Below are 23,545 nucleotides of genomic sequence, written 5' to 3' on the forward strand. Positions count from 1 at the left end.
CCCTCAGCAGGCGCCCGACGACGGCGCAAGCCCCTCATGCAGCGAGGGCATGGGCGCGTCGCGGCCGGGGCGCTGGCCCAGGATGCCGCAGCCGTTGCGCACGCTATCTCCCGGTTCGCGGTAGAAGCCCGGCCCCGCGGCGCCAGCCCCCGCATCGGTGCCCAGGTCATCCACGTCCAGCAGCCGGGCCCCAGCATCCAGCCCCACCTCCGGGTACAGCGCCTGCCAGGGGCTCACGACGCGCGTGCCCACGCCCCCGCCCCGGCTGCGCTCCAGCTCCACGGACCAGCCCTGGACGCCCCGGGCCTCCAGCCGCAGCCGCGCCAGCCCATCCGCCGGGGCCTCCGGAGAGGTCAGCAGCAGCACCAGCGTGCCGCCCCGCGCCGCCGCGTCCGCGAGCTTCCGGGCCTCCGGCAGGGACAGCCGCTCCGGCCTCCCCGCCGCGCCCACGCCGTGCGTCAGGTCCACCACCACGCACGTGAAGGCGCCGCTGCGCGCGAGCTGCACGGCGGACCACACCCGCTGCGCGAAGAGCCGGGGCCTCACGACGAGCAGCCGCTCCAGGTCCACGCCCAGCGACGACGCCGCGGGCGGATACAGCTCCCGGGGGCCATCCACCCACGCGCACAGCCGCTGCTCCCGGTGCGCGGCCGCCACCGCGCGCAGGGCCAGGCTGGTGCGCCCCGACGCTGCCTCGCCGCACAGCTCCACGGAGTGCCCCAGGGGAAGCCCGCCCATGGGCAGGAGCGCGTCCACCGCGTCCACGCCCGTGCGCAGCACCGAGAGCGCGCGCCGGGGCGCGGCCTGGAGCTGACGGATCCGTTCGCGCAGCTCCTCCACCACCCCCAACCCCGACCGCTCCACCGCCGCGCCCATGTCGTCTCCCTCGCATGCGCACCCGCAATCGCCGCGGATGTCCGGCCAGTATGCGAAGCGGTCTGACACCCGCGCGAGGGGTTTGATGGCCGTTCCAACCTGTCGGGTCGGGTGCTTGCTCGGAGGAAAAAATGGATCCGCGCCGCGTCCCTTTTCGCGGCATCGGACATGGCGGGTCACTTGCTTCCGGCCACAACGAAAAAGGGCCCCGCGTCTTCACGCGAGGCCCTTCGTACGGGAACGCGCACGGAAGGCGCGCGGATCAGCCCATGACTACCCGGCGCACAGCACCTTGACCTCCACCTTCGTGTCGCCCACGCGCCGCAGGCACGGGCCCAGGAAGAACAGGCGCGCGGAGCGATCATCGCCGGACGGCTCGTAGCGGATGTCGCCGTTGGCCACCGTGCACGTCTGCACCGACCCATCCGCCCGCGTCACGTTCACCAACGCCAGCCGCGGATCCGGCAGGTTCACCACGTCCACGCTCTGCGCCACCGTGGCCAGCTCCGCGATGTCGACCAGCGTCTGCTGGTAGTTGCTCTTGCAGATGGAATCCAAATTCGCCCGCGTCGAATCGAACGCCTGCGCCAGGGCGCTCTGCCGGTAGCCGGGCCCGTAGGACGTCGGGCAGTCGACGTTGCGCACGTAGGTCTTCCCGCCCGACACCTCCGTCACCGCCTCCGCGCGCTTGTCCGTCAGCGCCACCGGCCCGATGGTCGCCCACAGCACCTCGCGCGACGCGCCCCGCCCGTCGTGCAGGTTCTGGAAGATGCGGTAGTACTCCTCCACCGACGTGAGCTTGTCCGCCTGAGAGCTGCACGCATCCACCGCCGGATCCTGGCCCAGCGCCACCGGCGGCGGCCGCACCGTGGAGCTGCAGTCCTCCTCGTCCGACACCACCACCACCAGCAGGCGTGCGCCATCCCGCAGGAAGCCGGCGTTGCCACCTTCCTCCAGGGGCTGCCGGGTCAGGGGCGAGTCGACCGCCAGCCGCACGGCCTCGAAGGGCGTCTCCTGCCCGCTGCCCATGGTGCCCTGGGCCACCAGCCGCTGGAACTTGTCCAGGAGCAGCGGATCCGAGCTGTCGATGAAGCGCTCGAGGGTGGGCTGCCCGGCCTCGTCCTTCACCGGCTGCAGGCGCCCCTCCTGATCCGGATAGGAGCGGATGCTGTCCGACCCGTCCCCCACGGTGAGCCGCTGATACACGGAGGTGGTGATGACCCCCACGCGGAACTCCTGCGCCACCCCGCTGCCGGCCTTGAACGCGGCCAGGAAGGCGGGCAGCTCCGTGGCGATGCCCTGCTGCTCCTCCTGCATGGAGCTCGAATTGTCGATGACGAAGAGGATGTCCGTCTTCTGGGGAGCGACCACCGGAGGGGTCGCCTCACAGGCCTCCGGCACCGTGGAGCCCGCGTCGTCGACGGGCGAATGACAGCCGACCGCCAGGAACGCGGACAGCGTCAGCAGGTGGGCACAGGTGTGGATCTTCACGTCGGCCTCCAGTGCGGAGGCGCACCCGCGCACCGCATCAAGCAGAGAGGGGGCAAGCATGCCCCACCCCCCCTTCGGACGCGAGACTTCTGGGCCGTTAAAGGAGGAGCGTCGTACAGCCGACGAGGCACGGAAATAACGCACATCGCGTTTGCCATGTCCGGTTTGGTTGTTACGTTGGTTCATCCGTCGCAGAAATCAACCGGATGGTTCACCGGCCCGGCTGCTTGCTGACCGGGTTCAAGCAAGGAAGAGGCCGAACTCCATGTCTGACGAGAAGAAGAAGGGCACCGCGGCCAGCGCCATGCCCACCGCGATGGCCCCTCCGGGGCTCATCAACAAGGAAGACATCCCGCAGGTGTTGCCCATCCTGCCGCTGCGCAACAGCGTGTTCTTCCCCGGGGGCGTGCTGCCCCTGGCCGTCGGCCGCCAGAAGACGATCGCGCTGATCAAGGACGCCGTGCGCGATGATCAGGTCATCGGCGTCGTCACCCAGCGCCGCGCCGAGGAAGAAGATCCGGGCGCGTCCGACCTGTACACGATGGGCACCGTCGCCCGCATCGTGAAGCTGCTGAAGATGGGCGAGGACAACTACTCACTTGTCGTCCAGGGCCTCGCGCGCTTCCGCGTGATGGAGCTGGTGCAGGAAGCGCCCTACCTCAAAGCCCGCGTCGACGCCGTGGAGGACAAGACCTCCTCCGAGAACGTCGAAGTGGAAGCCCTGGGCATCAACCTGAAGAAGCTGGCGCGCGAGGTCATCGAGCTGATGCCCGAGCTGCCCGCCGCCGCCACGGAGCTGGTGGAGAGCATCACGCACCCGGGCCACCTGGCGGACCTCATCGCCGCGAACGTGGACGTGCCCATCGAGGAGAAGCAGGCCGTGCTGGAGACGGTCGACCTCAAGGCGCGCATGAAGCTCGTGCTGGAGCTGCTCAACCGCAAGCGCGAAATCCTCAAGCTCTCCAACAAGATCGACTCCGCCGTGAAGGGCGAGATGTCGAAGACCCAGCGCGAGTACTACCTGCGCCAGCAGTTGAAGGCGATCAAGGAAGAGCTCGGCGAGATGGGCGAGGAGGAAGAGGAGCTGGACGAGCTCCAGGAGCGCCTGAAGAAGGCCGCGCTTCCTCCCGAAGTGGAGAAGGTCGCCCAGAAGGAGCTCAACCGCCTGAAGACGATTCCGGCGGCCTCCAGCGAGTACACGGTCGCGCGCACCTACCTGGATTGGATCGCGGACCTGCCGTGGTCGAAGATCAGCGAGGACAACCTCGACATCGAGAACGCGCGCCAGCAGTTGGACAAGGATCACTTCGGCATCAAGAAGGTGAAGAAGCGCATCCTGGAGTACCTGGCCGTCCGCAAGCTGAAGAACGACATGCGCGGGCCCATCCTGTGCCTCGTCGGTCCCCCGGGCGTCGGCAAGACGTCGCTGGGCCAGAGCGTGGCGAAGGCCACCGGCCGCAAGTTCGTGCGCCTGTCCTTGGGCGGCGTGCGTGACGAGGCGGAGATCCGTGGCCACCGGCGCACCTACGTGGGCGCGCTGCCGGGCCGCTTCATCCAGAGCATGAAGAAGGCCGGGACGAAGAACCCGGTCATGATGCTGGACGAGATCGACAAGCTGGGCGCGGACTTCCGCGGCGACCCGAGCGCGGCGCTGCTGGAGGTGCTGGACCCGGAGCAGAACAACACGTTCAGCGACCACTACCTGGACGTGGCGTTCGACCTGTCGAAGGTCATGTTCGTCGCCACGGCGAACCAGCTGGATCCCATCCCCGGTCCGTTGCGCGACCGCATGGAGATCATCGAGCTGACGGGCTACACGTTCGAGGAGAAGCAGGCCATCGCCCGCATCCACCTCGTGCCGAAGCAGCTGCGTGAGCACGGCCTGTCGACGGACCACATCGAGATCCTGGATGACGCGCTGCTCATCCTGACGACCTCGTACACGCGTGAAGCCGGCGTGCGTAACCTGGAGCGCCGCATCGCGGACATCTGCCGCGCGGTGGCGGTGGAAGTGGCCGGTGGCAAGCTGGACAAGCAGACCATCGGTTCAGAGCGCGTGAAGGAGATCCTCGGGCCCGAGATGTTCTACTCGGAGGTCGCGGAGCGCACGGAGGTTCCCGGTGTGGCGACGGGCCTCGCGTGGACCGCGGCGGGCGGCGATCTGCTCTTCATCGAAGCGACCAAGATGGCGGGCAAGGGCGGAATGACGCTCACCGGCCAGCTGGGCGACGTGATGAAGGAGAGCGCGTCCACGGCGCTGAGCTACCTGCGCAGCAAGGCGGAGCTGCTCGGCATCAACCCGAACTTCCTCGAGAAGACGGACCTGCACCTGCACTTCCCCGCGGGCTCCATCCCCAAGGATGGTCCTTCGGCTGGCGTCACCATCCTCACCGCGCTCACCAGCCTGCTGACGGGCATCCGGGTGCGGCACGACACGGCGATGACGGGCGAGGCCACGCTGCGTGGCCTGGTCCTGCCGGTGGGTGGCATCAAGGAGAAGGTCCTGGCGGCGCACCGCGCGGGCATCAAGCGCGTCATCCTGCCGGAGCGTTGCCGCAAGGATCTCATCGACGTGCCGGATCAGGCGAGGAACGAGCTGGAGTTCATCTTCGCCACGCACATGGATGAGGTCCTCAAGGCCGCGCTGGAGTCCTCGCCGTTCAAGGAAGGAGCCGCGATTCCGTCGGCCACCTCCACCGAGACGCCCGCCGCCGAAGTCCGGGCGTAGCGGTCCTCTGAAGCCTTGAAGTGACGCGGGCAGGTTCCCTTCTTCGGGAGCCTGCCCGTTGTCTTTCAGGGATTGGCTCTCACGACACGAACAGACGGAGCACACCATGAAGTACGCCAACCTGGGTCACACGGGCCTGCGGGTCTCCCGCATCTGCCTGGGCTGCATGAGCTACGGCACGCCGAAGTGGCGCCCGTGGGTGCTGGATGAGGAAGCGTCGCAGCCCTTCTTCCGCCGCGCGGTGGAGCTGGGCGTCACCTTCTTCGACACCGCGAACATGTACTCGGACGGCGTGAGCGAGGAGGTGACGGGCCGCGCGCTGCGCCGCTACGCGAAGATGGACGAGGTGGTGCTGGCGACGAAGGTCTACTTCCCCACCGGCAGCGGGCAGAACGAGCGGGGCCTGTCGCGCAAGAACATCACCCAGGCGTGCGAGGCGAGCCTCAAGCGGCTGGGGGTGGAGACCATCGACCTGTACCAAATCCACCGCATGGACCCGAACACCCCCATCGAGGAGACGCTGTCCGCGTTGGATCAGCTCGTGCGCCAGGGCAAGGTGCGCTACCTGGGCGCAAGCTCCTCGTACGCGTGGCAGTTCGCGCGCGCGCTCGGGGTCTCCGAGCGCAACGGCTGGGCGAAGTTCGTGTCCATGCAGGACCACTACAACCTCGTCTACCGCGAGGAGGAGCGGGAGATGCTGCCCCTGTGCGAGGCGGAGGGCATCGGCGTCATCCCCTGGTCCCCGCTGGCCCGGGGGCTGCTCACCGGTTCACGCAAGTCGCTGGATGACCGCGAGGCCACGACGCGCGCGGGCTCCGACACGCTGTCGCCGGTGCTCTACAACCAGGCCGGGGACTGGGACGTGGTGGAGGCGGTGAAGAAGGTGGCGGAGGCGCGCAAGGCTCCGCCCGCGCAGGTGGCCCTGGCGTGGCTCTTGTCCAAGCCCGTCGTCACCGCGCCCATCATCGGCGCGACGAAGCCCGAGCACCTGGAGGACGCGGTGAAGGCGGTGACCCTCAAACTCGCGCCCGAGGAGATCAAGGCGCTGGAGGCCCCCTACAAGCCCCACGAGGTGCGCGGGATGTAGGGGAATCCTGCCGAAGAAGGTGGCCGCGCCTCAGTCTTCCTTCGCGAGCGCGTCCACCTTCTTCTCCAGCGGACGGGCCTCCTCGAAGAACGAATCCATCGAATGCGCCGGAGCCAGGCGCAGCGCAGGCGGCAGCAGCGACCGGGGGAACTCCAGCGCCTCGCTGAAGTCCTCGTTGCCCAGCAACTTCGGCACGTTCGCCAGCACCAGCACGCCCACGGACGCGACCGCGAGCCCGCGCGCCACGCGCTTGCCACTCCACCGCGTCACGTAATGCAGGTGCCAGTAGAGCCCCCACCCCACCAGCGCCAGGACCGCCAGCGTCCGCACGAAGCCCAGCCACGAGCCCAGCGAGAAGCTGAAGCTCAGCAGCGCGAACAGCGGCGGCGCCAACGCGAAGCCCATCAGCACCATCCCGCCGATGGTGGCGTGCACCCGGAAGTAGAAGCTGCGGCGCGCGATGCGGCTCGCCAGCGACCAGCCACCCGCCCACATCAGCGTCAGGCCGAGGGGCAGCACGCTGGAGAGCAGCAGGTCCCCCCAGTCCGTCTTCTGGAACTGGGTCAGCCGCTCGGAGATGAAGGACGTGGCGACCAGCGCCTGCATCGTCAGCGCGAAGGCCCGGGGGCGCTCGAAGAGGCGCTCGCGCGCGTCGGCCGGGGCCTCGTTGACGACGGTGTCCTCCACCGCGAAGCCGCGCGGACGGAAGCGCAGCACCGTGTCCCCCACGGACACTCGCGCGTCCGACGTGAGCACCAGCTCCTGGATGCGCGCCCACGGCGTCACGCTGAAGGTGCCATTCACGCTGCCCACGTCGCGCAGCAGCACCGCGCCGTCCTCGCGCCGCTCCAGGCGCAGGTGTTCGGCGGAGACCTTCGGGTCGTCCAGGATGACGTCGTTGCCGTAGCCGCGACCCACCGTCACGGGCCACTTCTCCAGCCGGTGGCGGGCCTGGACGGCGTCGCCTTCCAACACCTCCAGGAAGATCACTTCGTCCACGACAGGCCCTCCAGGTAGCGGCGCGCCAGCTTGTGCGCGTTCTCCGCGGAGAAGCCGCCCAGCGTGAGGCTGGTGTCCACGCCGTGCGTGGAGGCATTCAGCGTGGCCGCTCTCAGCACCAGATCATAGAGGCCCGGGAAGCGGCGGTAGGCGCGCAGACAGAGGGCCGCGCGCACCGTGAGGCCCTTCACGTCCACGAACTCCGACGTGCAGCGGAAGTTGGTGACGTCCTCGCGCGTGGCGGACACCGGATCCGGATCCTGGGAGAAGAGCGTGCTGTAGAGCGCGGAGAAGCGCATCGCGCCCAGCTTCTGGCTCGTCACGTGCTGGTGCAGGTAGGACACGACGCCTGTGCGGTGGCTGGACGACAGGAAGATGTCCTCTTCGGAGGAGCACTGGTAGCTCGTCACCGTGTAGGGCGTCTCCGGATCATGCGGCGTGTCGCCCCAGCACTTGAGGAACGGACTCCAGCGGCCCGGGACGCGGTACTCGCCCAGCACCTGCTTCGGGAGTTCCGTGGCCATCAGCCGGTCGGTGATTCGCTGTTGGTTGGCCAGCAACTGCTCGCGCACGGACGCCATCAGCGCGGCGGCATCCGGTGGGGCTGTCAGCTCCAGCGTGCGATCCAACAACTGCCGCGCCCGCGCCACCGGCACGAGGAAGCCCACCTGGTTGCCCATGGTGGCCACGTTGACGCCCACCACGCCACCCTCGCCGCTGAGCGTGGGCCCACCGCTCATGCCGGGGTTGATGGCGCCGGAGAAGTGCACGCGCTCGTAGAGGGCGTCGCGCACGAGGCCGTTGTACGTGCCCTCCACGATGGTGGTGCCCAGGTCGCGCGGGTTGCCCATGGCGAACAGGCGCGTGCCCTGCGGCGGTTCACGGTCCTCCAGGCGGAAGAAGTCCGCGACGGGCGCCTCCACCTGGATGACCGCCAGGTCGCTGGCCACGTCCACGGACAAGAGGCGCACCGGCACCGTCGAGTCACCGCGATCCAGCTCCGCGGTGTAGTCCTCCGGGTGGAGCACCACGTCGGAGACCACGTGGTAGTTCGTGAGCGCGTGGCCCTTCTCGCTCACGAAGAACGCGGAGCCGATGGAGGACTTGGTGCCGGAGCGGCGCTCGATGATGCGCACCTGCGCGACGCGGCCCTGGATGCGGCGGAACAAGTCGTGGGTGGCGGGAGGCAGCGAGGCCACCGGCAGCGGCGGCACCACCGGGTTCACGACGCCGGCATCCGGTACCGGAGCAACCGGGGGGGTCGGCGGGCCCGGGGGCGCGAGGGGCCCCTGCGCGAGCACGGCGACAAGAAGGAGGGAGAACATGGGCGCGGCACCGTATCCCAGCGCGAGCCGCACCGGGGATGCGTCGCACGGGCTATGCGGAAGCGGACCCCTCCCCCTGCCGGCGGCGGCGCCAGGCGGCATAGGAGACGAGCAACGCCCCCGCCAGGGTGCCCGCCAGCGCTCCGGCGAGCCGCTTGGAGATGACGCCCGTCACCGGGGCCTCCATCCGGAAGGTCTCCAGCGAGGCGCGCACCCTTGGGGCCATGGCATCCCAGCGGGCCGCGGGCGCGCTCACCGTGACCACGGCGTGGCGCCCCTCCGACGCGAGCCCCGTCACCAGCACCGTGCGCACCTGCCCTGCCTCGCGCAGCGTGGCCAGCACCTCCACCCGGGGCACCGGCCCACCAATGCGGTCCACCCGCTCCGGCGTCAGCGCCACGCCCAGCTCGCGTTGGAAGTGCTGGACCACGGCGGTGGAGAACGCGTCGCGCTCCGAAGGACTGGCGGAGAAGCCCCCATCCACCACGGCGATGAGGAACGTGGCCGCGTCCGGGCCCTCTCCATCCGCCAGCGCCGCGGACAGTCCGCGCGTGCGCGTCACATCCTCCGACACCGCGCCCGCGTGCGAGCCGGCGTAGCGCTCCCAGCGCGTCATCCGGAACGAATCCGGCGGACGGAAGCTGTAGCCATCCCGCCGCAGCTCCGTGCCCAGCGCACCGGACAGCGACAGCCAGACGCCGGTGAGGACGGGCAGGAGCACGGACGCAAGGATACCGTGAAGTCCCTGTGGTGGATCACACCGCACGTCGCGAATCACGCACCCATGCGTGGAGTGGGGCCTTGCGGCCCGGCGAGCGCTCCTGTTTGAGCGTGTGACATCCCGGGCGGGCACCGGCTACTGTCGCGCGCGAGATGACTCCTGCCGTCCGGGCCGACATGGAAGCACGTGCCGACCGCGCCCTGCGCCGGGGTGAGCTGGTCGAGGCGTTCGAGCTGTTCGAGGATCTGTCGCGCGCCTTCCCCCAGGAAGAGGCCCTGGCGCTCAAGCTCGCCCACCTGCGCGATTCCCTCCTGCCCCAGGAGCTGCAACACCTGCGCAACCGCGTGCGGGAACCCCAGCGGCTTCCGTTGGGCCCCGCGTCCGCCATGCAGGAGGGCGAGCGCCTCTTCACCCTGGGCGACTACGTGGGCGCCGCCGCCGCCTACCGCCGCGCGCTCCAGGAACGTCCGGGCAATGAATTGGTCCAGGAACGTCTGGAAGAGTTGTACCGGATGGCCCGCGAGATGCCCGTGCAGTCCCCCACCGACAAGGCCCTGCCCCCCCAGAAGGAGGACCGGCTCCAGGCCCTCCTGGATCGGCTGGCCTCCCGGCGCCGCCTCAAGCGCGACTGAGGGGTGTCCCCCTCGTCCGTCCGAGCGGGATCCGACGCGACGCGTGATTCGTGCGTTGCGCACCCTGCAGGTGGCACCTACAATCCGCACCGACGTTGCTGTCATAGTGTCGCCCGTCCCTACTGACACCTACGTCCGACTTTTCCTGGCCCTATGACCCGACCTCTCCGACTCGGAGTCCTCACCGGCGGTGGCGACTGCCCGGGACTCAATGCGCTCATCCGAGGACTCGTCCGGCGCGGCGCGCACGAGTTCGGGCATTCGTTCGTCGGCATCGAGAACGGCTTCATGGGGTTGATGGAGCCGGAGCTCGTCCGCCCGCTCGGCGTGGAGGACACGCGCGGCATCCTGCCCAAGGGCGGCACCATCCTGGGCACGTCCAACAAGGCGAACCCGTTCGCCTACCCGGTGCGCGAGGGCGCGGCCTGGGTGGAGCGGGACTTGTCGGATCAGGCGATGCGCCGCTGCGAGGAGCTGCGGCTGGACGGGCTCATCGCCATTGGCGGGGACGGCACGCTGTCCATCGCGCACCGGCTGGCGGAGAAGGGGCTGAAGGTCGTCGGGTGTCCGAAGACCATCGACAACGATTTGTCCGGCACGGACCAGACGTTCGGGTTCGACACCGCGCGGCTCATCGTCACGGAGGCGTTGGATCGCCTTCACTCCACCGCGGAGTCCCATGACCGGGTGATGATCGTTGAGATCATGGGCCGGCACGCGGGCTTCCTCACGCTGGAGAGCGGCATCGCGGGCGGCGCGGACCTCATCCTCCTGCCGGAGATCCCCTACCGCGTGGAGGCGGTGCTGGAAACGCTGCGTCGCCGGGCCACGCGCCGCCGCAGCTTCTCCATCATCGCCATCTCCGAGGGCGCGTACCCGGAAGGCGGGGTGCTGTCCGTGCTGGCGCAGGCGGCGGACATCCCGGGCCGGGGCGTGGTGCGGCTGGGCGGATCCGGCAAGGTGTGCGCGGATTTGCTCGCCAGCCACATCGATGCGGAGATTCGTGTCACGGTGCTTGGCCACCTGCAGCGCGGTGGCAGCCCGAGCGCGGCGGACCGCGTGCTGGCGACGCGCTACGGCTGCAAGGTGCTGGACCTGGTGCGGGATGGCGAGTGGGGGCACATGGTGGCGCTCAGGAACAACGAGATCGTCAGCGTTCCGCTGAGCGAGTCGCGCAAGGAGCGCCGCGTGGATCCCCAGGGTGACCTGGTGCGTTTCGCGCGGAGCATGGGCATCGGTTTCGGGGACTGAGGGAGGAAGCACACCACGCCATGTCGCTCGTCGGCCGCCATATCGGTCGCTATCGCATCCTGGAGGAGCTGGGCTCCGGGGGCATGAGCGTCGTGTACAAGGGGCTCGACACCGCCCTGGACCGCGAGGTCGCGGTGAAGGTGCTGCACCCGCACCTGGCCGGCAAGGACGAATCCCGACGCCGACTGGCCCGCGAGGCGCGCGCCGTCGCGAAGCTGCACCATCCGAACATCCTGGAGGTCTTCGACTTCTCTTCGGCGGAGGCGCACGACGCCTTCATCGTCACCGAGTACATCCGCGGCCGCACGCTCAAGACGTACCTGGACGACGGGCCCATGGAGCCGCCGGAGCTGGCGGCGATGATCATCCACGAGCTGGCGGCGGCGCTGGCGCACGCGCACGAAGCGGGCGTCATCCACCGCGACCTGAAGCCGGAGAACGTCATGGTGCGCGAGGACGGGGTCCTCAAGCTCATGGACTTCGGCATCGCGCGGCTCCTGGACATCGAGGACCGGATGACGGTGACGGGCGCGCTGGTGGGTTCGCCCGCGCACATGTCCCCGGAGCTCATCGAGGGCCTGGAGGCCGGGCCGGAGGCGGACGTCTTCAGCCTGGGCATCATGTTCTACGCGCTGATGACGGGCCGGCTGCCGTTCACCGCGTCCAACACCACCGCGACGCTCAAGCGCATCCTGGACGGGACGTACGAGGATCCGCGCCGCCGCGTGCCCGCGCTTTCGGACGAGCTGGCGGAGATCTGCGCCACGTGCCTCCAGCGGGATCCGCAGCGGCGCTATCCCAACGCGGGCAAGCTGCGCGACGCGCTGGCGGATGCGCTCGCGGGGCTGGGGTTCTCCCGCGTGGGCGAGGAGCTCATCTCCTTCTTCGCGGATCCGCCGTCGTACCAGCGGCTGGCGCGCCAGCGCATCGTCGCGGCGCTGCTGGAGCGCGGGGAACGGCAGCTCCAGGAGAAGCGGACGCCGCGCGCGCTGGCGTGCCTCAACCACGTGCTCGCGCTGGACGCGACGAACCAGCGGGCGCTCGGGCTGCTCAAGGGCATCCAGCGTCAGCAGCGGCGGCGCACATGGCGGCGCCGGGGCCTGCGCGCGGGCATCGGGGTGGGCGTGGCGATCGCGCTGGGCGTGGGCGGGTGGCAGTGGAACCGCGCGCGGAATGAGGCCGCGGATCAGGCCACGACCCAGGACAGGAGCCCTGGGAGTGGCGGCGCGACGGCTGCCGGCACGGCGGATCCGCGGGTCCAGGGCGGATCCAACGGCGCACCCGATGGAACCGTGGGTGCGGGTTCGCAGGCCGCGGGCGGGGGCATTGGCACTCCGACCGGTGCACCCAACGGCGCGCAGGGGACTGGCGGATCCACCGATCCGCGGGGCGCGGGCGGATCCACTCCCGCTCCCAAAGGAACAGCCATCCCGGGCGGAGCCACGGGCTTGGAGCCCACGGGCAAGGCCACCGGTTCGCAGGGCTCCAACGGGCCGGCGACGTCCGGCCGCGACACCCTGGTCCCCCCGCTCAATCCCGAAACGACGCCTCGCGCGCCGAACGGCAGCACTCCTGGCACGGGTCTCCCCTCCTCCACCGAGCGCAATCCGCGTCAGCCGCTCGTCGCCAGCGTCGAGCCCACGGACGACCCCATGGGGAAGCACGCCCGTTCGGGCCGGATGCCCGTGTCCATCCTCGTGCGTCCCTACGGCTCCATCCGCGTGGATGGCGGCCCGGCCAGCACCCAGCAGCTCGCGCAGCACGACGTGCACGTGACGCCGGGGCAGCACACCATCATCGTCTCGTGCGGGTACTGCGAGGACGCGACGGAGACCATCGACGTGAAGCCCGAGGGCGAGAACGTCTTCCGGCTGCGCGCCCTGCTCAAGCCCTCGCAGCTCACCATGGACTACCAGCCGCCGGACGCCATCGTGCGCGTGGGCGACGTGGAGAAGACCGCGCGCGACAGCGTCCAGCATCCCTTCGACATCCGCTCGCCCCGGGGCCCCGCCAGCTTCCAGCACCGCGTGGAGGTGGAGATCACCTCGCCCGGTTACAAGACGGAGAAGCGCGTCGTGCTGCTGGAGCCGGGCAAGCCCACCACCCTTCGCGGGAGCCTGTCGTCCGAATGAGCCGTGGCCCGCTGCGCATCCTCCTGCTCCTGCTGGCCCTCATGGGCCCTGCGTCCGCGCGCGCGCAGATGGCCAGCGCGGATCCGGAGGTCGCCGCCCTGCGCTCCTCCTTCGAATACGGCAAGTACGCGGAGGTGCTGGAGCGCGCGGGCCAACGCATCGACCGCGGGGACCTGCCGGAAGAAGACCTCGTGGAGCTGCACAAGCTGGCGGGCCTGTCCGCCTTCAACCTGAACCGCACCGAGGAAGCCGAGCGCCACCTGCGCGCCGTGCTCCGGTTGGATCCCGACTTCAGCCTGGACCCCTTCGTCGTCCCGCCTCCGGCCGTCGCCTTCTTCGAGGACCTGAAGAACCAGATGGCCGGCGAGCGCGACTTCCTCCGCCAGGAGCAGCGCCTGCGCCTGGAGCGCGAGAAGACGGAGACCGAGCGCCGCGAACAGGAGCGCGTTGCCCTGGAGACCCAGCGCCGCCGCGCGGAGGAGCTGGCCCGCCAGGTGACGGTGCGCACCGTGGAGAAGCGCAACTTCCTGGTCAACTTCGTCCCGTTCGGCGCCGGTCAGTTCCAGCAGGGCCGCAACAGCATGGGCATCGTCTTCGCTGCCACGGAAGGCGCGCTCGCCATCACCAGCATCATCGCGTTCTTCGCGTACGACTCGCTCTTCGAGGAGCGGTTCATCACCCTGGACAACGTCCTGGACGAGGACGGCCGCGCCTCCATTCCGGTGCGCTTCATCCCCACCGACCGCGCCCGGCAGGCGGACACCTGGCAGTTGCTGAAACTGGCGTCCGCCACCGGCTTCTACACCGTGTACACGCTGGGCGTGGTGGACGCCGTCTACCACCACGAGGATCAGGTGGTGACCAGCACCACCGTGGAATCCCGCCCCGAGCCGAAGCCTCCCGCCGTCTCCATGGTTCCGCCCCCGCGCCTGCGGCTCTACTCCACCCGGGGTGGGCTGGGCGCCGGTCTCTCCCTCACGTTCTAGCCCCGGACACCCTCCCGCTTATGGCCAGCCTCACCGTCCGCACCCCCGATGGAAAGGTCCGCACGGTCTCCCTGCTCAAGCGCATCACCAGCCTGGGACGTGGACCCGACAACGACGTGCCCCTGGAGGACGGAAGCGTTCCTCCCAACGCCCTGCACGTCACCTACGACGGCACCCGCTACGAAGTGGGCAGCCTGGGCGCCACCTTCCACGTCAACGGCAAGCGGCGCGACAACCACGCGCTGTCCACCGGCGATGTCGTCAAGGTGGGCGGCACCGAGCTCACCTTCTCCCGCGAGGACGCCCCCCGCGAATCCGTGCGCCGGGAGATCCCCGAGCGCGAGGTGTCCCTCTCCGCCGCGGCCGCGCAGTCCTCGGATTCGCACACGTCCGAATTGCCCGGCGTGGCGGGCCGCGAGCTCGTGCTGCTCAAGCGGCTGACCGCGTTCAGCGAGCGGCTGTCCGGAACCTACGACGTGGACCGCATCCTGGAGAGCCTGCTGGACGAGGCCATCGAGGTGACGCGCGCCGACAAGGGCTTCCTCATCCTGATGGAGAGCGGCGAGCCGCGCGTGAAGGCCGCGCGCAACGTGGCGCGAGAGAACATCGAGGACGCGGTGGAGAAGCTGTCCGACTCCATCATCGCCAAGGTGGTGAAGGACCAGCGCGCCATCATCGTCGCGGACGCGCTGGACGCGCCGGAGTTCAAGGCCAGCGAGTCGGTGGTGAACCTCAAGGTCCACTCCGTCATGTGCGTGCCCGTGATGCACAAGGGCGACCTGTTCGGCGTGCTCTACGTGGGCAACGACAGGTTGGTGAACCGCTTCGAACCCAAGAGCCTGGACATGCTCACGGTGTTCGCGGCGCAGGCGTCGCTGCTGTTGCAGAACGCGCTGCTCGTCAACGACCTGAAGCTCGACAACTCGGAGCTGCGCCGCAAGCTGGAGGATCAGCGCTACGGCGACATCGTGGGCGCCTGTCAGGGCATGCGGGACGTGTACAAGCGCATCGACAAGATCGCCCCCACGGACATCTCCGTGCTCATCACCGGAGAGACGGGCACCGGCAAGGAGCTCATCGCCCGGGAGATCCACCGCCGCTCGCCGCGCGTGAAGGGCCCCTTCATCACGGTGAACTGCGGCGCCATCCCGGAGAACCTGCTGGAGAGCGAGCTGTTCGGCCACGCCAAGGGCGCCTTCACCGGCGCGGTGGCCACCCGGCCCGGCAAGTTCCAGGCGGCCATCGGTGGCACCCTCTTCCTGGACGAAATCGGGGAGATGCCGCTCCAGCTCCAGGTGAAGCTCCTGCGCGCCCTCCAGGACAAGATCGTCTACAAGGTCGGTGAGAACCGCGGCGAGCCGGTGGACATCCGCGTGGTGGCCGCGACCAATAAAATCCTGGAGGAAGAGGTCAAGCGCAACGCGTTCCGCGAGGACCTCTACTACCGCCTCAACGTCGTCACCGTGAAGCTGCCGCCCCTGCGCGAGCGCGGCGAGGACGTCATCGTCCTGGGCCGCTTCTTCCTCCAGAAGTATTCGCGCGAGTTCAGCGCCAAGGCCCGGGGCTTCACGCCCGCCGCCGCCGTGGCGATGAAGAAGTACGGCTGGCCCGGCAACATCCGCGAGCTGGAGAACCGCCTGAAGAAGGCGGTGGTGCTGGCGGACAAGCCGCTGCTCGGCCCGGACGACCTGGACCTCAAGCCAGAGAACCTGGAGCCCATCATGCCGCTGCTCCAGGCCAAGGAAGAGTTCCAGAAGCGTTACATCAACGAGGTGCTGGCCCGGAACAACGGCAACCGCACCAAGACGGCCAAGGACCTGGGCGTGGATCCACGCACCATCTTCCGCCACCTGGAGAAGCTGGAGGCGGAGAAGACGGGCCGGCCCCTGCCCCCCGAGGAGGGGGAAGAACTGCTGTAGGCTCCATCTGCCTTCCCACCATGAATCCCCACGCGACGCGAAAGCACAGGGGCATCCTCAAGCCGCTCATGGCGGGCCTGGGCGCGGCTTCGCTCGCGGTGGGCTCCGGCTGCCTCATCCCCCAGGATGAAGCGCTGCTGGAGGGCGTGCCGCAGTTCAAGAACCGGCCGCCGCGCATCGTGGAGGAGCAGGTGGAGCCCTCCGAGCGAATCCTGCGCGCCTTCGGCGTGGGCACCTGCACGCAGGACTTCGGCGTGGTGGTGGAGGACCCGGACGTGGACGACCGCCTCACGGTGGAGTGGTACGTGGACTACAACCCGTCCGACCCCGTGGGCTTCTACCGGCAGATCGTCCTCGCCAACACCGGCCAGCCGCGCCGCGACGACCGGGGCACGCTGCACATGGATCTGCGCTCCGCCAACAACCCGCTGGGCACGCCGGGCCTCCACCTGGTGGAGGCGCTGGTGACGGACCGGCACCTCACCAACCGCCAGCCGGATCCGCCCGAGGAGGTGTTCCTCGCGGACGGCGGCATCGTGAAGGACCCGGGCTTCGTCACCTCGTACTCGTGGGTGGTGAACACCGTGGCGGGGGACTGCCAGTGAGGCGCGCGCTCCGGACCCTGGCCCTGGCGCTCTGGGTATCGGGGGCCGGATGTGGCCTGCTTCCCGAGGACGAGCCGCCGGATCAACTGGTGTGTCGCTCCGACGCCGAGTGCGCCGCGGGCCAGGTGTGCTTCGTGGACGGCTGCGGCAACCCCGGCGGCGACATCGTCGTGGAGGTGCAGGCCCACCCCCGGGCGGGGCTGCACGCGCAGGACTTCCCGGTGGACCGGCTGCGCCCGGAGCAGAACCTGGAGCTGTTCAGCCCGGTGCGCCTGCGCGGCGAGGTGTCGCGGGGCAGTGTCCCCGACACGGACGGCGGCACGACGCCGGTCGCCTACCACGAGCCCATCCACCTGCTCGCCACCGGGGAGTCCCGCCTCATCCCGGGCGTCGCGCGGCGGTACGAGACGACGCTCGTCCCGGACAACGGCGCGTGGATGCTGCCCGTGGGCAGTGGCGACTACACGGTGACGCTCACGCCGGTGGATCCCACCCTGCCCCCGCTGCTGCGCACCACGTCGGTGGATCCGGGCACTGGGGGCTCGGTGGCGTTCGAGCTGCCCGGGCCGGCCCGGCTCGTGTCGCTCGCGGGGACGCTGGTGCTCCAGGGCACCCAGCGCGTGGACGCGGACCTGGAGGTGCAGGCGCTGGATGAGCTGCTGCGTCCCCTGTCCCAGCGCGCGCGCATCACCCGGGCCACGGGGGCGTTCCGGCTGGCGCTCAGCGTGGAGGACGCCTCGCGCCCCACGGTGCTCCTGCGCGTGTCGCCGGTGAACGCCGGGGACCTGCTGCCCTCGAAGACCTTCGTGGTGGAGCCGTCCAACGGCCCGCTCGCGACGCTGGAGCTGGGCAACCCGGGGACGCCGGTGCGCGTGGAGGGCCGGGTGCTGGAGGGCGCACGCGGGGTGCCCATCGCCGGGGCCCGCGTCTCGATGCAAGGCCGGGTCAACGGCGGCGGCACCTTCCAGGGCGTGCCCGTGCTGACGGACAAGGACGGCCGCTACCAGCTCCAGTCCCTGCCCGGCGCACCCGACGCTCCGCTCACGCTGGTCATCGTCCCGCCGCCCACGTCCGCGGCACGCCTCACGCTCCAGCCAGTGACGGTGCCCCCACAAGACACCGCCCTGCCGGAGGTGAGCTGTCCTTCGCGCATGACGGTGACGGGCACCGTGCGACAGCCCGACGGCAGCGCCCCCGCGTCGGGCGTGCGCATCGTGGCGGAGCCGGTGGGCGCCCTGTCCGGCTGGCCCCAGCCACCCATGGGCTTCGAGGTCCCCCTCACCACCGACGCGCTGGGAGGCTTCCGGCTGGAGCTGGATCCAGGCGAGTACCGGCTGGACTTCCTGCCCGGGGAGAACCTGCCGCGCGTCAGCCGCTTCGTCTCCGTGCCGCCCCGGACACAGGAGGAGGAACAACTGGAGCTGGTACCCTTCACGCTGTCGCGGGGACGTTCGTTGAGCGGCCGCATCACCCTGCCGCCGGATCCCGCGGTGGCGCCGGACGGCATCGCGGCGAACGCGTCCGTGCGCTTCTTCCGCGTGGTGACGGTGGCGGGACGGCCCGCGTCGCTGCTGCTGGCGCAGACGGTGTCCGACAGCACGGGGCGGTACTCCACCGTGCTGCCCACACGCTAAAGCGGCTTCAGGGCAGCTTGCTGTTGCTGTCGCGGCGCGCGGTGTCGAAGGCGGCGTGCAGCGCGTCCACCGCACCGCCCACCTCGCTCGCGTACTGCACCGCGTGGATGGTGTAGAGGTCCTGCACCTTCGCGAGCTGCTTGTAGACGGCGCGCAGTTCGCCCCGGGCCGGGTCGCGCGAGTCGAGCGCGCACTCGGATTCGGACTTGCGCAGGCGCGTCAGCCACTCGGTGCGGTAGCGCATCCACTCCTGGTCGACCTTGCGCGCGGGCAGCACGTGCACGAGCTTCTCGCGCTCGGCCTCCAGGTCCTTCCAGTGGCGGTCCGCGGCGTCCAGACACTCGCGCACGGTGAGCGGCGGAGTCACGGCCGGGGGTCGCTCGGGCGTCATCGCCGCCACGGAGTGCCCCACGTTCCAGATCATCCACAGCGAGAACAGCGTGGACAGCGTGATGTGGACCCCATACGCGGCGCCACGGAAGCTGCGGAAGCGGGGGTCTTTCCGGGGTTCGGGAGCGGACACGGGGTCCAGGTCTTACGACCCTGGACCCCGGGTGGCAATGCTTCCGTTTCCCGCCGTCCAGGGGCGGACGGCCCCCGGCAGCAGTCCCGGGAATTCCGGTTACTGACCCGCGGGAGCGGCCGTCTGGGCGGCAGGAACCGCCGCGCCAGGAACACCGGCGGGGGCCGCGGCGTCACCACCGGAGGCCGCGCGCTTGGCGGACGACAGCCGGCCGCGGAACTGCGACAGGTACTGGGTGGCCGGGTACGTGGCCAGCGCGTCGCGCACCGTGTCCGCCGCCTTATCGTACGCGCCCGTCTCCTGGTACGACTGGGCGAGCAGCAGCATGGCGTAGTCGCGCGTCTTGGACTTCTTGTCGCCGTCCACGAAGCGGGCCAGCAGCGGCACCGCCTTCTCGTGCTGGCGCAGCTGGTTGTACGCCGTGCCCAGGAAGAAGGACGCGTCCAACGCATCCGCCTCACCGGGGTTCATGGCGAGGAAGCGCGACAGATCCGACACCACCCCGTTCATCTCATTGCGGCGGAAGGCCTGCTTGCCGCGCTCGAAGGCGGCGTCGCCCGTCTCGCGGCGCAGGGCGGCGGCGCGGTCGTTGAGGGCCTGGCGCTCCAGCGAGGACAGCCGCTGCGTGTCCAGCTTCACCAGCGCGTCGATGCCCTTGAGGCGCTCGTCACCGGGCAGCGTCGTCATCATCTTGTAGACCTCACCCGCGGCGCGCTGGGCTGTCAGGTGCGCGGTGGCGTCGCCCCGCTGCTTCTCCAACTGGGTGCTCAGGTCCGCGACCTGCTTCTCCAGACGCTCGCGTTCATTGGTGGAGCTGGAGCTGCGCGCGCCACTGACCAACACGGCGCCACCGACGGCGAGAATCGCGAACAGCGCGTAGGCCACCGCCGAGGAGAGCCACTGCCGCTTCTGGAAGTCCTCGTGACGCTTGCCAACCGCCTTCACCTCCGCGTGGAGGTTCTTCAGCAGGTTGTCCGTCTTGATGACGAGGTTGCGCGATTCGATGACTTCCCGGCGAAGCTCTGAGAGCTCCTTCTCGAGATCGGTCTTCGGCGATTCAGAGGGGGGCATGGACATCTTCCTGGGACCGGAAATGACTTCGGCCGACTCACGCATGCTAGGGGACTCTCCTGGATGAGGGGCGGGTTCTTTTTCCGCTCCCCAACAGAGCTGTCCGCCACGGTCATTCCCCGACCGCCTGGATGCCTGCGTGCCTGCCTGCCCGGATCGCCGTGTCCTGGGAGTGATTAGAACGTCGGCAGCGGCCGGGACGGATCCGGTGGGAACGTATAAGTCACGCCCAGCGAGAACCAATTGCCGCCGTTGCTGAAGCTGAAGGGTCCTTTGAATCTCGCGGCATCGGGCGACTCCACCGGGCCGCGCAGGAACATCAGGCGGTATTCGGCGGTGATGCCCCACTTCGCGGACAGTCGCAGCGTGGCGCCGAGCGACCCCACCCAGGCCTGCCCCACGTTCTCCTGGAGCGCCGAGCCCTCGCGCTTGGAGGAGGTGACGGTGGGCCCGGTGTGCAGGCCCACGAACGGCACCAGCCCCTGCGGCCCGATGTCCAGCACGCCCTGGAAGCGCAGGCCCACGAGCAGGCCGTACGAGAGCGTGCTGACCTTGCGCGACACGGTGGTGCCATCGCTCAGGCCTTCGGTCAGGCGCAGGTTCTGGATCGTGCCGAACAGGTCCAGGCCCAGCTCCACCATGTCCGACACGGCGTACGCGAACGTCAGCGCGCCCACGGGGGCACCGGAGGATTCCGGCGCGCGCTCCAGGCCCGCGCCAGGTCCCTTCGCGCCGTACCAGGACTCGTACAGCGTGGCGTTGGAGGTCAGCCGGTAGCCGGCCTCCACGGTGACGCGGCCCACGCCGTCCAGGTTGGTGGGCGCGTCACCTCCTCCCTCCTCCTGGGCGAAGGCGGGCGAGCAAAGCAGGGCGAGCAGCAGGGGCGCACGGCGGAGCATCACGGAGGAGGACACGGATCTTTCTGCCGGCGCGACAGGCGCGGTCCGGTGCTACAGGCGTGTGGCACACCGTAGCCCCCACCCCTGCCCCGTCAACATTCCGGCCCGGGCGCGGCGGCGCGCGCACAGTGAAGCCACCGCCGCGAGCCAGCACCGCGTTCGAGCAGGGGTTCGGCACCCCGTCGCCCTGGACTGCCCGGCGCACGCACTGCTCCCCATCGTAGGAGCGGAGCTGGCCCAGAGGCGTCGCATGTGCGGCCTGCAGTGAACGATAGGAAAAATAAATCCAGCGTGTCGATCTCCCCTCCCCTCGTTCGACGCACCTATGAACCCGCGGGAGGGCACACTTCCCGCTCACTGGAGGCAATCCCATGCGTTTCATGATGCTCGTGAAGGCCAGTCCCGAAAGCGAAGTCGGCAAGCTCCCCACCACCGAGGAACTGGTCGCCATGGGGAAGTACAACGAGGAGTTGGTGAAGGCCGGCATCCTGCTCGCAGGCGAAGGGCTCCTGGCGAGCTCCAAGGGGACGCGGGTGCGCTTCTCGGGGAAGCAGTCCACCGTCGTCGATGGTCCGTTCACGGAGACCAAGGAGCTGGTCGCCGGCTTCTGGATCATCGAAGTGAAGTCGAAGGCGGAGGCCATTGCCTGGGCGCGGCGCGTCCCCTTCGAGGACGGGGAGATCGAGATCCGCCAGGTGGCCTCCGCGGAGGACTTCGCGCCGAGCGACCCCACGGGTGAGCTGATGGCGAAGGAAGAGGCGCTGCGCGCGCAGATCGCCGCGAAGGCCTGATCAGCGGGCGCGTCGCTCCAGCTCCAGCAGGGGCATCTCCAACACCACCACCGTGCCGTGCGTGCACGGTGGGGTGAAGTCCGCGCGGTCCAGCTCACCCAGCAGCGCGCGAAGCTGCGCGTCGGTGAGCGGCGTGGCGGAGGCGCGGCGAGCGGCGTGACAGGCCATCACGCGCACGGCCTCCGCGAGGCTCGTGACATCCAGCGGAGCGCTGCGAGGCGGCAGCGCGCGCGAAAGGGCCTCCAGGAGCGCGCGGGGATCCACGCCCTCCAGGCCCGGAGGCACTGACTTGAGCGCAAGGGCGGTCCCTCCGAAGGGCTCCACGTCCACGCCCAGCAGGAGCAGCGCCTCCCGGCCCTCCACCAGGGACTTCACCGCGGCCAGGGACAGCTCCACCGTGGTGCCGAACAGCGACGGCGCGGGGGCCTTCGCCCCGTCGTCCAACCGGCGCAGGTACGCGGTGAGCCGGGCACGCTCCAGCGCGGCGTGCGGATCCAACACCACCAGCGTGCCGCCAGGGCCTTCGCAGACGTGGAAGCGGCTGCCCAAGAGGCCCATGGGCCGCAGCGCGACGAAGTAGCCCGGGGGTGGGGCCTCGTTGAGCTGCGGCTGCGCTTCACCGAACCCGAGCGTGCGGCCCGGCATCGCGGGGCCCGGGAACGGCCCCGGAGCGCCACCTCCAGGAGGAGCGAAGTAGGACGGGCTCAGCGGACGCGCGGGCTGCGAGGGTCCCGGGCCATCCATCGCGGTGGGCAGCGGCGCGCCCCAGGTGGCCTCCTGGGCGCGGGTGAGGAAGCGCTCCACGGCGTGCGCGTAGTGCGCGGCATCCCGGGGCAGCGGATTGGCGGCCTGCTGTTCGGGCGTGCCCAGCCAGGGGGACGCGCGGAGGACCCGCGAGAGGGCGGCGCTCACCGCGTCCTGCACACCCCGGGCGTCGGCGAAGCGCACCTCCTGCTTCTGGGGGTGCACGTTGACGTCCACCGCGCGCGGCTCCACGTCGATGTGCAGCACCACCACCGGCTGGCGGCCCGCGGGCAGGAAGTCCTGGAACGCGCGCTGCACGGTGCTGATGAGGCCGCGGTCGCGGATGTAGCGGCGGTTGACGAAGGTGTAGAGGCCGCGCGCGTTGGGCAGCGTGTATTCCGGCGACGCGAGGTAGCCCGTCACGCTCACGCCCAGCCGCCGCTCCTCCACCGGGAACAGGTGCGGGAAGGACGCGGACCCCAGCGCCGCGGCGATGCGCTCGCGCGGATCATGTTCGCTGGCGGGGCTGGCGAAGAGCTCATGGCCTTCGTGGGTGGCGAAGAAGCCGACCTCCGGGTGCGCGAGCGCCAGGCGCACCACGGACTCCTCGCAGTGCTTGAGCTCGGTGGCGCCCTGCCGCATGAACTTGCGGCGCGCCGGCACGTTGAAGAACAGGTCCTCCACGGTGATGACGGTGCCCACGCGAGGCGGCGCGTCCTCCACCGTGGGCGGCCCACCGCCCTCCACGTGGATCTTCGTGCCCTCGTGCGCTTCGGGCTCCGCGGTGTGCAGCGTGAAGCGGGACACGGAGGCGATGGCGGGGAGGGCCTCGCCCCGGAACCCCATGGAGTCGATGTGGAACAGGTCGTCCAGTTCGCGCAGCTTGCTGGTCGCGTGTCGCTCCAGGCAGAGCGTGGCGTCCTCGCGGTTCATCCCGTGGCCGTCGTCGGAGATGGTGATGCGGCCCACACCTCCGCCCTCCAGCTCCACGCGCACGGTGCGCGCGCCAGCGTCGAGCGAGTTCTCGCACAGCTCCTTCACCACCGACGCGGGGCGTTCCACCACCTCGCCGGCGGCGATCTTGTTGATGAGCACGTCGCTCAGGCGCGCGATTCGGGACATGGCGACTTT

General features: G+C 70.0%; 19 protein-coding genes. 10 read left to right on the plus strand and 9 right to left on the minus strand.

Annotated features, from left to right (window positions below):
• Positions 1 to 3: 3 nt before the first annotated feature.
• Both OV208_RS39610 and OV208_RS39615 read right to left on the minus strand, forming a co-directional pair.
• Positions 4 to 876 (minus strand): ImuA family protein, encoded by an 873-nt coding sequence (locus tag OV208_RS39610; RefSeq protein WP_267579167.1) that lies wholly within the window; start codon positions 874 to 876, stop codon positions 4 to 6.
• Positions 877 to 1,149: 273 nt separating this feature from the next.
• Complete coding sequence (locus OV208_RS39615) at positions 1,150 to 2,427, minus strand: VWA domain-containing protein (protein ID WP_420715095.1); 1,278 nt, start codon at positions 2,425 to 2,427, stop codon at positions 1,150 to 1,152.
• A gap of 205 nt (positions 2,428 to 2,632) precedes the next feature.
• On the opposite strand from OV208_RS39615, the gene lon reads away from it, so the two are divergent.
• Positions 2,633 to 5,095: an endopeptidase La gene (gene lon, locus OV208_RS39620; protein ID WP_267579168.1), complete on the plus strand. Its 2,463-nt coding sequence runs from the start codon at positions 2,633 to 2,635 to the stop codon at positions 5,093 to 5,095.
• Between the two features lie 106 nt (positions 5,096 to 5,201).
• Positions 5,202 to 6,182, plus strand: a complete 981-nt coding sequence (locus OV208_RS39625; protein ID WP_267579169.1) for an aldo/keto reductase — start codon at positions 5,202 to 5,204, stop codon at positions 6,180 to 6,182.
• 30 nt (positions 6,183 to 6,212) lie between these two features.
• Here the strand turns inward: OV208_RS39625 and OV208_RS39630 are convergent, their stop codons facing one another.
• Genes OV208_RS39630 through OV208_RS39640 form a run of 3 tightly spaced genes read right to left on the minus strand, consistent with a single transcriptional unit; the run spans position 6,213 to position 9,227 of the window.
• Complete coding sequence (locus OV208_RS39630; protein ID WP_267579170.1) at positions 6,213 to 7,181, minus strand: FHA domain-containing protein; 969 nt, start codon at positions 7,179 to 7,181, stop codon at positions 6,213 to 6,215.
• Complete coding sequence (locus tag OV208_RS39635; protein WP_267579171.1) at positions 7,169 to 8,506, minus strand: S1 family peptidase; 1,338 nt, start codon at positions 8,504 to 8,506, stop codon at positions 7,169 to 7,171. Before OV208_RS39635 ends, OV208_RS39630 begins: the two co-directional genes overlap by 13 nt.
• A gap of 52 nt (positions 8,507 to 8,558) precedes the next feature.
• A complete protein-coding gene (locus OV208_RS39640) occupies positions 8,559 to 9,227 on the minus strand; it encodes a hypothetical protein (RefSeq protein ID WP_267579172.1) in 669 nt (222 codons plus the stop codon).
• A gap of 152 nt (positions 9,228 to 9,379) precedes the next feature.
• On the opposite strand from OV208_RS39640, the gene OV208_RS39645 reads away from it, so the two are divergent.
• From OV208_RS39645 to OV208_RS39675, 7 genes are all read left to right on the plus strand, one after another.
• A complete protein-coding gene (locus tag OV208_RS39645; RefSeq protein WP_120545795.1) occupies positions 9,380 to 9,859 on the plus strand; it encodes a hypothetical protein in 480 nt (159 codons plus the stop codon).
• A gap of 153 nt (positions 9,860 to 10,012) precedes the next feature.
• A complete protein-coding gene (locus tag OV208_RS39650) occupies positions 10,013 to 11,110 on the plus strand; it encodes a 6-phosphofructokinase (protein ID WP_267579173.1) in 1,098 nt (365 codons plus the stop codon).
• 20 nt (positions 11,111 to 11,130) lie between these two features.
• On the plus strand, positions 11,131 to 13,242 hold the full coding sequence (locus tag OV208_RS39655) for a serine/threonine-protein kinase (protein ID WP_267579174.1): 2,112 nt from the start codon (positions 11,131 to 11,133) through the stop codon (positions 13,240 to 13,242).
• Positions 13,239 to 14,228 (plus strand): tetratricopeptide repeat protein, encoded by a 990-nt coding sequence (locus OV208_RS39660; RefSeq protein WP_267579175.1) that lies wholly within the window; start codon positions 13,239 to 13,241, stop codon positions 14,226 to 14,228. Before OV208_RS39655 ends, OV208_RS39660 begins: the two co-directional genes overlap by 4 nt.
• 20 nt (positions 14,229 to 14,248) lie before the next feature.
• Positions 14,249 to 16,147: a sigma 54-interacting transcriptional regulator gene (locus tag OV208_RS39665; RefSeq protein ID WP_267579176.1), complete on the plus strand. Its 1,899-nt coding sequence runs from the start codon at positions 14,249 to 14,251 to the stop codon at positions 16,145 to 16,147.
• A gap of 20 nt (positions 16,148 to 16,167) precedes the next feature.
• On the plus strand, positions 16,168 to 16,752 hold the full coding sequence (locus tag OV208_RS39670) for a hypothetical protein (protein ID WP_267579177.1): 585 nt from the start codon (positions 16,168 to 16,170) through the stop codon (positions 16,750 to 16,752).
• Positions 16,749 to 18,386 (plus strand): carboxypeptidase regulatory-like domain-containing protein, encoded by a 1,638-nt coding sequence (locus OV208_RS39675; RefSeq protein WP_267579178.1) that lies wholly within the window; start codon positions 16,749 to 16,751, stop codon positions 18,384 to 18,386. Before OV208_RS39670 ends, OV208_RS39675 begins: the two co-directional genes overlap by 4 nt.
• A gap of 7 nt (positions 18,387 to 18,393) precedes the next feature.
• On the opposite strand, the gene OV208_RS39680 is transcribed toward OV208_RS39675, so the two are convergent.
• From OV208_RS39680 to OV208_RS39690, 3 genes are all read right to left on the minus strand, one after another.
• On the minus strand, positions 18,394 to 18,909 hold the full coding sequence (locus OV208_RS39680) for a hypothetical protein (protein WP_208726451.1): 516 nt from the start codon (positions 18,907 to 18,909) through the stop codon (positions 18,394 to 18,396).
• Positions 18,910 to 19,008: 99 nt separating this feature from the next.
• The gene (locus tag OV208_RS39685) at positions 19,009 to 20,025 is read right to left on the minus strand and encodes a tetratricopeptide repeat protein (RefSeq protein WP_420715096.1); all 1,017 of its coding nucleotides are present in this window, start codon (positions 20,023 to 20,025) and stop codon (positions 19,009 to 19,011) included.
• Positions 20,026 to 20,156: 131 nt separating this feature from the next.
• Positions 20,157 to 20,894 carry a hypothetical protein gene (locus OV208_RS39690; protein ID WP_267579180.1) on the minus strand — a complete coding sequence of 246 codons (738 nt, stop codon included), beginning with the start codon at positions 20,892 to 20,894 and terminating at the stop codon, positions 20,157 to 20,159.
• Positions 20,895 to 21,250: 356 nt separating this feature from the next.
• On the opposite strand from OV208_RS39690, the gene OV208_RS39695 reads away from it, so the two are divergent.
• Entirely contained in the window at positions 21,251 to 21,670 is a 420-nt protein-coding gene (locus OV208_RS39695; protein ID WP_267579181.1) for a YciI family protein, read from the plus strand.
• Here OV208_RS39695 and mutL read toward each other — a convergent pair whose 3' ends face one another.
• Positions 21,671 to 23,536, minus strand: coding sequence for a DNA mismatch repair endonuclease MutL (mutL, locus tag OV208_RS39700; protein ID WP_267579182.1), 1,866 nt, complete (start codon positions 23,534 to 23,536; stop codon positions 21,671 to 21,673).
• Positions 23,537 to 23,545: the final 9 nt, after the last annotated feature.

The organism is Corallococcus sp. bb12-1 (genome assembly GCF_026626765.1).
Classification (GTDB): domain Bacteria; phylum Myxococcota; class Myxococcia; order Myxococcales; family Myxococcaceae; genus Corallococcus; species Corallococcus terminator.

What these genes read in the sequence shown, in the direction of transcription:
- OV208_RS39610 (WP_267579167.1), bottom strand. Translation starts at nt 876, where the DNA reads ATGGGCGCGGCGGTGGAGCGGTCGGGGTTGGGGGTGGTGGAGGAGCTG.
- OV208_RS39615 (WP_420715095.1), bottom strand. Translation starts at nt 2,427, where the DNA reads ATGCTTGCCCCCTCTCTGCTTGATGCGGTGCGCGGGTGCGCCTCCGCA.
- lon (WP_267579168.1), top strand. Translation starts at nt 2,633, where the DNA reads ATGTCTGACGAGAAGAAGAAGGGCACCGCGGCCAGCGCCATGCCCACC.
- OV208_RS39625 (WP_267579169.1), top strand. Translation starts at nt 5,202, where the DNA reads ATGAAGTACGCCAACCTGGGTCACACGGGCCTGCGGGTCTCCCGCATC.
- OV208_RS39635 (WP_267579171.1), bottom strand. Translation starts at nt 8,506, where the DNA reads ATGTTCTCCCTCCTTCTTGTCGCCGTGCTCGCGCAGGGGCCCCTCGCG.
- OV208_RS39645 (WP_120545795.1), top strand. Translation starts at nt 9,380, where the DNA reads ATGACTCCTGCCGTCCGGGCCGACATGGAAGCACGTGCCGACCGCGCC.
- OV208_RS39650 (WP_267579173.1), top strand. Translation starts at nt 10,013, where the DNA reads ATGACCCGACCTCTCCGACTCGGAGTCCTCACCGGCGGTGGCGACTGC.
- OV208_RS39655 (WP_267579174.1), top strand. Translation starts at nt 11,131, where the DNA reads ATGTCGCTCGTCGGCCGCCATATCGGTCGCTATCGCATCCTGGAGGAG.
- OV208_RS39660 (WP_267579175.1), top strand. Translation starts at nt 13,239, where the DNA reads ATGAGCCGTGGCCCGCTGCGCATCCTCCTGCTCCTGCTGGCCCTCATG.
- OV208_RS39665 (WP_267579176.1), top strand. Translation starts at nt 14,249, where the DNA reads ATGGCCAGCCTCACCGTCCGCACCCCCGATGGAAAGGTCCGCACGGTC.
- OV208_RS39670 (WP_267579177.1), top strand. Translation starts at nt 16,168, where the DNA reads ATGAATCCCCACGCGACGCGAAAGCACAGGGGCATCCTCAAGCCGCTC.
- OV208_RS39685 (WP_420715096.1), bottom strand. Translation starts at nt 20,025, where the DNA reads ATGCGTGAGTCGGCCGAAGTCATTTCCGGTCCCAGGAAGATGTCCATG.
- OV208_RS39695 (WP_267579181.1), top strand. Translation starts at nt 21,251, where the DNA reads ATGCGTTTCATGATGCTCGTGAAGGCCAGTCCCGAAAGCGAAGTCGGC.
- mutL (WP_267579182.1), bottom strand. Translation starts at nt 23,536, where the DNA reads ATGTCCCGAATCGCGCGCCTGAGCGACGTGCTCATCAACAAGATCGCC.